The organism is Photorhabdus viridis (assembly GCF_040256935.1).
Classification (GTDB): domain Bacteria; phylum Pseudomonadota; class Gammaproteobacteria; order Enterobacterales; family Enterobacteriaceae; genus Photorhabdus; species Photorhabdus viridis.
On the sequence record NZ_JBEJZY010000086.1, the window covers coordinates 1 to 6,724 of the forward strand.

The following is a 6,724-nucleotide window of genomic DNA, read 5'->3' on the forward strand; positions in this document are numbered from 1 at the left end:
GAGCCTACGTTCAGAGTCAGTCAACGCCAGATTGATCTTTAAAGCCCTGCGGGCTTTTCGCCTTATATCCCCGCCCGCACTGGGCGAGGGTTTACGGCGTTTTTCGCTAATCAACGCGTCGCCAGAGCCTTATAAAAATTAGGGTTGTCTTGGATGATAGCTAACACTTTTGCCGCTAATCCTGTCGGATTTCGACGCTTCTGCTCCCAGCTTTTAATTGTATCAAGGCTAGTGCCTAAAGCTTCCGCCATCTCTGCCTGTGAAATGTTAAGTTGAACACGGATAGCTTTAACGTCGGCAACTTCGTATCGGGTCACACGCGCTGCGGCTTTATTACCTTGTTTAATTTCAACGGCTTCTTCGAGGGATGCTTTCAACTCGTCAAAAAAACTCATGTTACACCTCATCTTTTAGTAATTTTGTTAGTTTTTTCAGTTCTGCTTTCTCGGCATCCGTTAAGCTATCTTTTTTACTTTTCGGATAAACCATCACCAGATAGATAATATCTTCAGTTGCTAGAAAATAGATAACTCTGGCACTACCGCTTTTTCCTTGTGAGCCTATAGCCATTCTGATTTTACGTAACCCCCCAGTACCACGTATTAGCTCACCTTTATTTGGGGACTCGATAAGGTCTCGTTGCAGTTCTTTAAGCTCATCATCAGTGGCAATCTCTTTTATCTGTCGGGTAAACAGACTAGTTTCAATAAACTCTATCGCATAACTCACTGGCAAACCTCCTTCACCATAGAGTACAAAGTACTCCTGCAATTCTAAAATTACCAGCATGACTTACAAATTTATTCCATACCTTTAGAGGGTTTTTAAAAAATTAGCTCTGGCCTGTTTTTTCTGATTAAAACAACATTGAACTTAAAAAAGCTCACGTGATTATATATGTATGCCTAAAAGGCACACATATTGACGTTAATTACTAATATGCCATAATGGCGCCTGATCGCAATAACAGCGATCTTTACCAAAGAAGGTAAAGCACACCGCTTCCGTTCTTTCTATCTATCAGACCTGAAAACTTAGGTGAAATAATGACTTCTCATGCAGAACGTAAAGAAGCCCGTTTGGTCGCACGAATCTCTACAGAGATTCAAGACATCATACAAAGGGCAGCTGATTACTCCGGTACAACCATTTCACAATTTCTTATCGAATCAGCGATGGAGAAAGCACGTAATGTGATTGAACGGACCGAAACATTACACCTCTCAATGGCAGGTGCTGATGCATTGTTTGCAGCTTTGGAAAATCCGCCAAAAGCAAATAATAAGTTGCTCAAAGCAGCGAAGCACTACAAGGAAACGGTGAATGTCAATAATCATTGAAGAGGTGACTCAGCAACATAATCGTAAAACTTTTGATTGCGGCGTAGCTGAATTAAATCAGTTTCTACAACAACAGGCCCGACAGAAAACCGTAAAGCGCATATCAAAAATTTATGTGGCCTGCCGGGATTCTGCGCCTGCGACAATCATGGGTTATCACACTCTCACCGGATATTCTGTGACAACGCTACCTGCTCACAAAGATTACAAAAACTATCCCCACCCACTCAGTGCGGTCAAACTAGCCCGTCTTGCGGTAGATGATTCACAACAAGGACAAGGTTTAGGTGAGCGGTTATTGATTGATGCTATATATCGAACGGCATTGGTTGCACAACAAATTTCGGCCATTGGGTTATTTGTCGATCCTATGTCTCCACAAGTCGTTCCCTTTTATCAACAGTATGATTTTTTACCGGCTGATCCCAGCGATCATTCTCGCCTTGAAATGTGGCTTCCAATTCAAACCTGTATAGAGATTGTCAACACCTTACCGTAAACTGAACTACGCCAAAGTCTGTATGAATATTTTTCTATAAACAGAGGGGGTCATGCCCATATTTTTAACAAAGGCCCTGCGCATTACATCGCTGCTTCTGTATCCACAGGCTCCCGGTATTGCCTTGAGCGGGACCCTGCCTTCTTCAAGTAACGTTCGCGCTTTCTCAATACGTGCATTCTCCAACCATACTCCTGCTTTCATGTTGAGCTCCTGGCGGAACAAGCGTCCCAGATGCCTGATGCTCAGGTTCATGTGGACGGCCATATCCTGTAGGCCACTTATGTCCTGTAGGTTTGCCTGCACCCAGCGTTGCAAATCCTGAAAAGCAGCTCTCCCGGATAGGGACAACTGACTCCTGCGGATAAAGTGCCCCTGACAGACCGGTCGCCTGAAAAACATGACGAGACTCGCGGCCACCTCCAGCGCAAGCTCGCGGCCCAGATCCTCTTCAACCAACCGGAGCGCCAGATCCAGCCCGGATGTCACCCCCGCAGCAGTTCTCAGCGGCCCATCAGCCACATAGAACATGTCCGGTTCAACAGTGATTTCGGGAAAACGCATCGCGAGCAGTTCGGCACACCCCCAGTGGGTTGTCACCCGACGCTGTTTCAGCAATCCAGTCTGCGCCAGCAGCAGAGCGCCAGTACAGACGGAGCCGTAACGCTGACTGCGATGACACATTTCGATGATTGCAGCGCGTTCCTGGTCTGAAAGGGTATGGTTATACGCATCCGGCGCGCCAGCTACAAGAAACGTGTCTGCCGAATGGCTGGCGGTATGGCTCAAAATCACATCGGCCATCAGCCTAACGCCTGAAGAGGAAGTGATGATGTCTGGCCCGGTCGACATCACGCTCAGGGAATAGACCTGCCGGTGCAATATGCGGTTCGCCTCAGCGAGCACATCCAGAGGGCCTGAGATATCAAGCAGCTGAACGTTAGGCACAGCCAGTATGGTGATGTTATGAATCATTGCTTTGCAGAAGTCTTATTTAATCTGAATGTCCTTAATCATCGTTATAAGTTAATTCAGGACAGGTGTCATGTGTTTTATGCTTACCTCCACTTAATCAACCGGAGACAGCATAAGCATATGAGTTTTTCAATTAATAGTGTGAGTATTCCCGATACCCAAATAACCCGTGACGCAACCACGTTCATCCGCGATACAGAATCTGACCTGCTTTTTCATCACTCGAGTCGTGTTTACTACTGGGGAGCGCTCGCAGGCCAGCGTCTTGGGCTTAACGTGGATCATGAGTTGCTCTATGTCGGATGTATGTTTCATGACATCGGCCTGACACATGAGCACTGTAGCTGTGACAAACGATTCGAGGTTGACGGCGCAAATGCGGCGAAACATTTCCTGCAAGGATATGGCATCGCTCAGGCCGATATTGATAAAGTCTGGGCGGCGATTGCCTTGCATACCACACCGGGCATTCCGGAGTTTATGGTGCCCGAAATTGCACTCGTCACCGCTGGCGTTGAAATGGACGTGTTGGGCATCAATTACGAAGCGTTCAGCGACAGTGAACGCAGTGCTGTTGTACAGCAACACCCACGCACTGACCGCTTCAAGGAAGATATCATTCAGGCTTTTTATGACGGCATCAAGGACAAATCCCAGATAACGTTAGGTAACTTCAATACGGATGTCAGACAGGATAAAGAGCCCGGACTGGTTCCCCTCAATATCTGTCACGTGATCCGCAGTTCCCGCTGGAAAAGCTGAGTGCCCTGGGGTGACAGCTGGAGGATAACCTGCTACCCAAGTGTAGGTTATCCGTTCTGAGGCGGCGCCCTATCGATCTTCCCCTAAATCTTAAATGTTTGCTTCACTTTCAATGAGAATTTAGGGGGAGAATTCCTCAGTTTTGAAACCAGAGGGGGTAATCGATATACCAATGGTATTAAAATCAAAGCCCATTTTTTTAATCATTTTGAATACTGCTAATCCTATGTTTTGTTATTTGGTTAACTCTGTTACCTTATTAATCAGTTTAAACCCCGTTTTCCATGATGTTTTTTCTTCCTGTGTCAGTATAATATCGAATTTTTTACCCGCGTTAAAAAAAATTTAATCATTGTTTTTTATCTTTGATGATTAAATTTTTTACCTATTTTTTCTGATTAAAGCTTTTATATTAAGGGCGCATTTAACGCAGTAAATACAACTTTTCAGAAGAAGAGTTAATTGTATTTAATCGAAAGTTTAATCATCAATAAAAAATCGAAAAGAAATCTGCACGTAAAGGAGTATTATCCAAGCAGATAGATATTTAAGTATTTTCTCGCCGGTTATTTTATGCAGAAAATCGCAAAAATAACACAATAAAAATGGGATAAACAGATTAATCTGGCAGGATTTAAGCCCTGAGAAAAGGATTGATTATCGGAAAAAACAGAAAGGGGCGTGACTTATTAAAACTGCGGGTAAAACAGCATGAGTAAAGATAAAAAGTGGGTACGATTAGCGTTAGTTAAACGTAAAACACGATGGCTAATGATGATTAAACTTAATAAAAAGCAGGTGTTAAAAGCGGTAAAAACAACGATGAAAATGTTATACCGATTAAAACTATAAATTAAAACAATAGTTTTTAATAACAGTTTAAAACCTGCTCTGGTTTTATGGCTATTTCAATTAAGGGCCTTGGAATGTGATATTTATGACCGCACCTTTAATCGGCAGGCGCCGGTCGAACAACCACAATTAACCAGATGTTCCTCCAGTGCAACAGGTATTGCCTGTTGCTGACTGCGCCTATATTTACGGGAGAGTGTGCCTTTGAACCGGGTCGCATCAGTATCGCTATAATAAGTGGCCACAATATACTGAATATCATGGCTGGCCTCATCAAATGACAGGTTGAAAAACTGTTGTTTAGCCTTGAAATAACCCAGTTGCAGGATGAAATGGATACGGGTCTGGGTATTGCGGAACTGTTCGAGAGCAGCCCGTTCTGCCGGACTTAAGGAAAAATACAGGTTTTGTTCGTGATCATTGAATTCGGGGCGGGCATAGAATTCTTCAATTTCTGTACGGGATAATAAGTGAATACGCTTGATATTTTCCATTGTGAATCCCGGATTCAATGAGGCCAGACAGTCAAATATTCCGCGTCTATCCAGATGATTTGCGGGCACCATACGTTTGTGCAGGACACCAAATATAACCGGTTGCCGTTCATGGATGAGGTAATAAATGACATGGCTGACATGAGGAAAACTCAATACTCCCGATCCTACATCCGGCCTGTTTCTCCCCATAGCGGGGGTAGAAGCCAGCAAACGAAAGGTTTGTTGAAGTTCTGACAGGTATTTTTTCGATTGCACCTCACCCCATTGCTGTACGGTAAAATGGCGGATTTCAATCAAATCGGCCTGAGCATCAGGCGTTAAGCGGTAGTTTGGTATGGCCATTATGGTTAATGATCCCTGGGAACGTCGATAATACCCTCAGCCAGCATTTCCATCAGTTTGGCGAATCGGAAAAAACCGGCGTATTGCTGGCAGATATCATCCAGTTGGGCAGTTGATGCACTGTCTATCACCTGTTTGAATACATCCATATAGTCGTAACAGGTTTTCAGTAATTGCGCATCGCTGGTTTCGGAAAGAGGAAAACGGGTAGTATAGTCGTGTATACGTTTCACCCGCTGTAATTGTGCTGCACTCAGTCCGGCTACAGACATTTTTTTCTCCCCAATATGTGAAGTTCTAATCGTACTGACCTGATATCAGTTCATTAAAAAAGGCTTCGCCATCAATGGTATTACCGGTCTCAATATCAACGCGAGCCTGTGCCGCTCTTGACTGCAATAATTTTAACCGGAGTGTTTCAATACTTTCGTACTCATCCATTGAGATAACCACCGCAACGGGTTTTCCGTTTTTATTTATTTGGATTGGGGCACGTTGTGCTTTGAGTAGCATGTCACCAAACTGGGTTTTGGCTTCATTGGCAGAAAGAGCATCCATAATAATCCCCTCATTGAATGATCGTGTGATTCAAACAATATAAACGAATCGAACGATTTGATCAAATTTAAATCTATCAAAAGTATACTTTTTGACAACCATTGGAAATGGCTCTCAAAAGTCCTATCATAAGTACTCAATCAAATGATCTAAGAGATAATGATAGGTTATGGCAAAAATTGGTTATGCGCGTGTCAGCTCAACAGGTCAAAGTTTAGACATTCAGCTGGAAAAATTAAAACAAGCGGAGTGTGAACGTCTTTATCAGGAAAAACACAGTGGCCGGACAGCGCATCGTCCCCAATATCAGGTCTGTATGGATTATCTGCGGGAGGAGTAGAGAATTTCGTCCTCTGAGTTTTATGACCACAAGATCACGATATTTATCATATTAACATGACAAAAATGTGATACACATCACACAAAATAGCTAATTAATCACTATCCATCGTATGGAATGAATAAACATCACCGTAAATTTTTGCTTAATACGGGGGAAATCTAAAACCTCAAAATCGTTAGGATATTAATCAACCTCGGCTTCGTTTATATTTTGTTTTCTTTGACAAAAACTTTGATCGTGTCTCAGGCACTAAGTTCCCTTCTTAAGCAAACTTCAGGTTATTTAAGTCTTTTCTCGCCGGTTATTTTATGCAGAAAATTGCAAAAATAACGCAATAAAAAGGGGATAAACAGATTAATCTGGCAGGATTTAAGCCCTGAGAAAAGAATTGATTATCGGAAAAAACAGAAAGGGGCGTGACTTATTAAAACTGCGGGTAATACAGCATGAGTAAAGATAAAAAGTGGGTATGATTAGCGTTAGTTAAACGTAAAACACGATGGCTAATGATGATTAAACTTAATAAAAAGCAGGTGTTAAAAGCGGTAAAAACAAC

10 protein-coding genes are annotated in these 6,724 nt (G+C 43.0%); 4 read left to right on the forward strand and 6 right to left on the reverse strand.

The genetic code is table 11. From position 1 onward, the window contains the following. Window positions 1-110: 110 nt before the first annotated feature. Together nadS and ABR397_RS21550 are read right to left on the reverse strand one after the other, a co-directional pair. On the reverse strand, window positions 111-395 hold the full coding sequence (gene nadS, locus ABR397_RS21545) for a NadS family protein (protein ID WP_350307504.1): 285 nt from the start codon (window positions 393-395) through the stop codon (window positions 111-113). Window position 396: 1 nt separating this feature from the next. Next, window positions 397-729 carry a type II toxin-antitoxin system RelE/ParE family toxin gene (locus ABR397_RS21550; protein ID WP_350307512.1) on the reverse strand — a complete coding sequence of 111 codons (333 nt, stop codon included), beginning with the start codon at window positions 727-729 and terminating at the stop codon, window positions 397-399. A 317-nt stretch (window positions 730-1,046) separates the two neighbouring features. Here ABR397_RS21550 and ABR397_RS21555 point away from each other — a divergent pair, with 317 nt between their 5' ends. Continuing rightward, window positions 1,047-1,340, forward strand: coding sequence for a type II toxin-antitoxin system TacA family antitoxin (locus ABR397_RS21555; protein WP_350307505.1), 294 nt, complete (start codon window positions 1,047-1,049; stop codon window positions 1,338-1,340). After that, a complete protein-coding gene (locus tag ABR397_RS21560) occupies window positions 1,324-1,839 on the forward strand; it encodes a GNAT family N-acetyltransferase (protein ID WP_350307506.1) in 516 nt (171 codons plus the stop codon). The genes ABR397_RS21555 and ABR397_RS21560 overlap by 17 nt, the downstream gene beginning before the upstream one ends. A gap of 6 nt (window positions 1,840-1,845) precedes the next feature. On the opposite strand, the gene ABR397_RS21565 is transcribed toward ABR397_RS21560, so the two are convergent. Then, window positions 1,846-2,814, reverse strand: a complete 969-nt coding sequence (locus ABR397_RS21565; RefSeq protein ID WP_350307507.1) for a GlxA family transcriptional regulator — start codon at window positions 2,812-2,814, stop codon at window positions 1,846-1,848. Window positions 2,815-2,934: 120 nt separating this feature from the next. Here ABR397_RS21565 and ABR397_RS21570 point away from each other — a divergent pair, with 120 nt between their 5' ends. Then, window positions 2,935-3,576 (forward strand): HD domain-containing protein, encoded by a 642-nt coding sequence (locus ABR397_RS21570; RefSeq protein WP_350307513.1) that lies wholly within the window; start codon window positions 2,935-2,937, stop codon window positions 3,574-3,576. Between the two features lie 935 nt (window positions 3,577-4,511). Here the strand turns inward: ABR397_RS21570 and ABR397_RS21575 are convergent. From ABR397_RS21575 to ABR397_RS21585, 3 genes are read right to left on the reverse strand one after another with little or no spacing between them, the layout of a single operon-like run. After that, a complete protein-coding gene (locus ABR397_RS21575) occupies window positions 4,512-5,267 on the reverse strand; it encodes a type II toxin-antitoxin system RelE/ParE family toxin (RefSeq protein WP_350307508.1) in 756 nt (251 codons plus the stop codon). Between the two features lie 5 nt (window positions 5,268-5,272). Next, window positions 5,273-5,539: an arylsulfatase regulator gene (locus tag ABR397_RS21580; RefSeq protein ID WP_350307509.1), complete on the reverse strand. Its 267-nt coding sequence runs from the start codon at window positions 5,537-5,539 to the stop codon at window positions 5,273-5,275. 25 nt (window positions 5,540-5,564) lie between these two features. Continuing rightward, window positions 5,565-5,825, reverse strand: a complete 261-nt coding sequence (locus tag ABR397_RS21585) for a type II toxin-antitoxin system Phd/YefM family antitoxin (RefSeq protein WP_350307510.1) — start codon at window positions 5,823-5,825, stop codon at window positions 5,565-5,567. Window positions 5,826-5,994: 169 nt separating this feature from the next. Between ABR397_RS21585 and ABR397_RS21590 the strand changes: the two genes are divergently transcribed. Then, window positions 5,995-6,165 carry a recombinase family protein gene (locus ABR397_RS21590; protein WP_350307511.1) on the forward strand — a complete coding sequence of 57 codons (171 nt, stop codon included), beginning with the start codon at window positions 5,995-5,997 and terminating at the stop codon, window positions 6,163-6,165. Window positions 6,166-6,724: the final 559 nt, after the last annotated feature.

Excerpts from the sequence above, each read along its gene's own strand:
- nadS (WP_350307504.1), bottom strand. The coding sequence starts at position 395 with ATGAGTTTTTTTGACGAGTTGAAAGCATCCCTCGAAGAAGCCGTTGAA.
- ABR397_RS21555 (WP_350307505.1), top strand. The coding sequence starts at position 1,047 with ATGACTTCTCATGCAGAACGTAAAGAAGCCCGTTTGGTCGCACGAATC.
- ABR397_RS21560 (WP_350307506.1), top strand. The coding sequence starts at position 1,324 with ATGTCAATAATCATTGAAGAGGTGACTCAGCAACATAATCGTAAAACT.
- ABR397_RS21565 (WP_350307507.1), bottom strand. The coding sequence starts at position 2,814 with ATGATTCATAACATCACCATACTGGCTGTGCCTAACGTTCAGCTGCTT.
- ABR397_RS21570 (WP_350307513.1), top strand. The coding sequence starts at position 2,935 with ATGAGTTTTTCAATTAATAGTGTGAGTATTCCCGATACCCAAATAACC.
- ABR397_RS21575 (WP_350307508.1), bottom strand. The coding sequence starts at position 5,267 with ATGGCCATACCAAACTACCGCTTAACGCCTGATGCTCAGGCCGATTTG.
- ABR397_RS21580 (WP_350307509.1), bottom strand. The coding sequence starts at position 5,539 with ATGTCTGTAGCCGGACTGAGTGCAGCACAATTACAGCGGGTGAAACGT.
- ABR397_RS21585 (WP_350307510.1), bottom strand. The coding sequence starts at position 5,825 with ATGGATGCTCTTTCTGCCAATGAAGCCAAAACCCAGTTTGGTGACATG.
- ABR397_RS21590 (WP_350307511.1), top strand. The coding sequence starts at position 5,995 with ATGGCAAAAATTGGTTATGCGCGTGTCAGCTCAACAGGTCAAAGTTTA.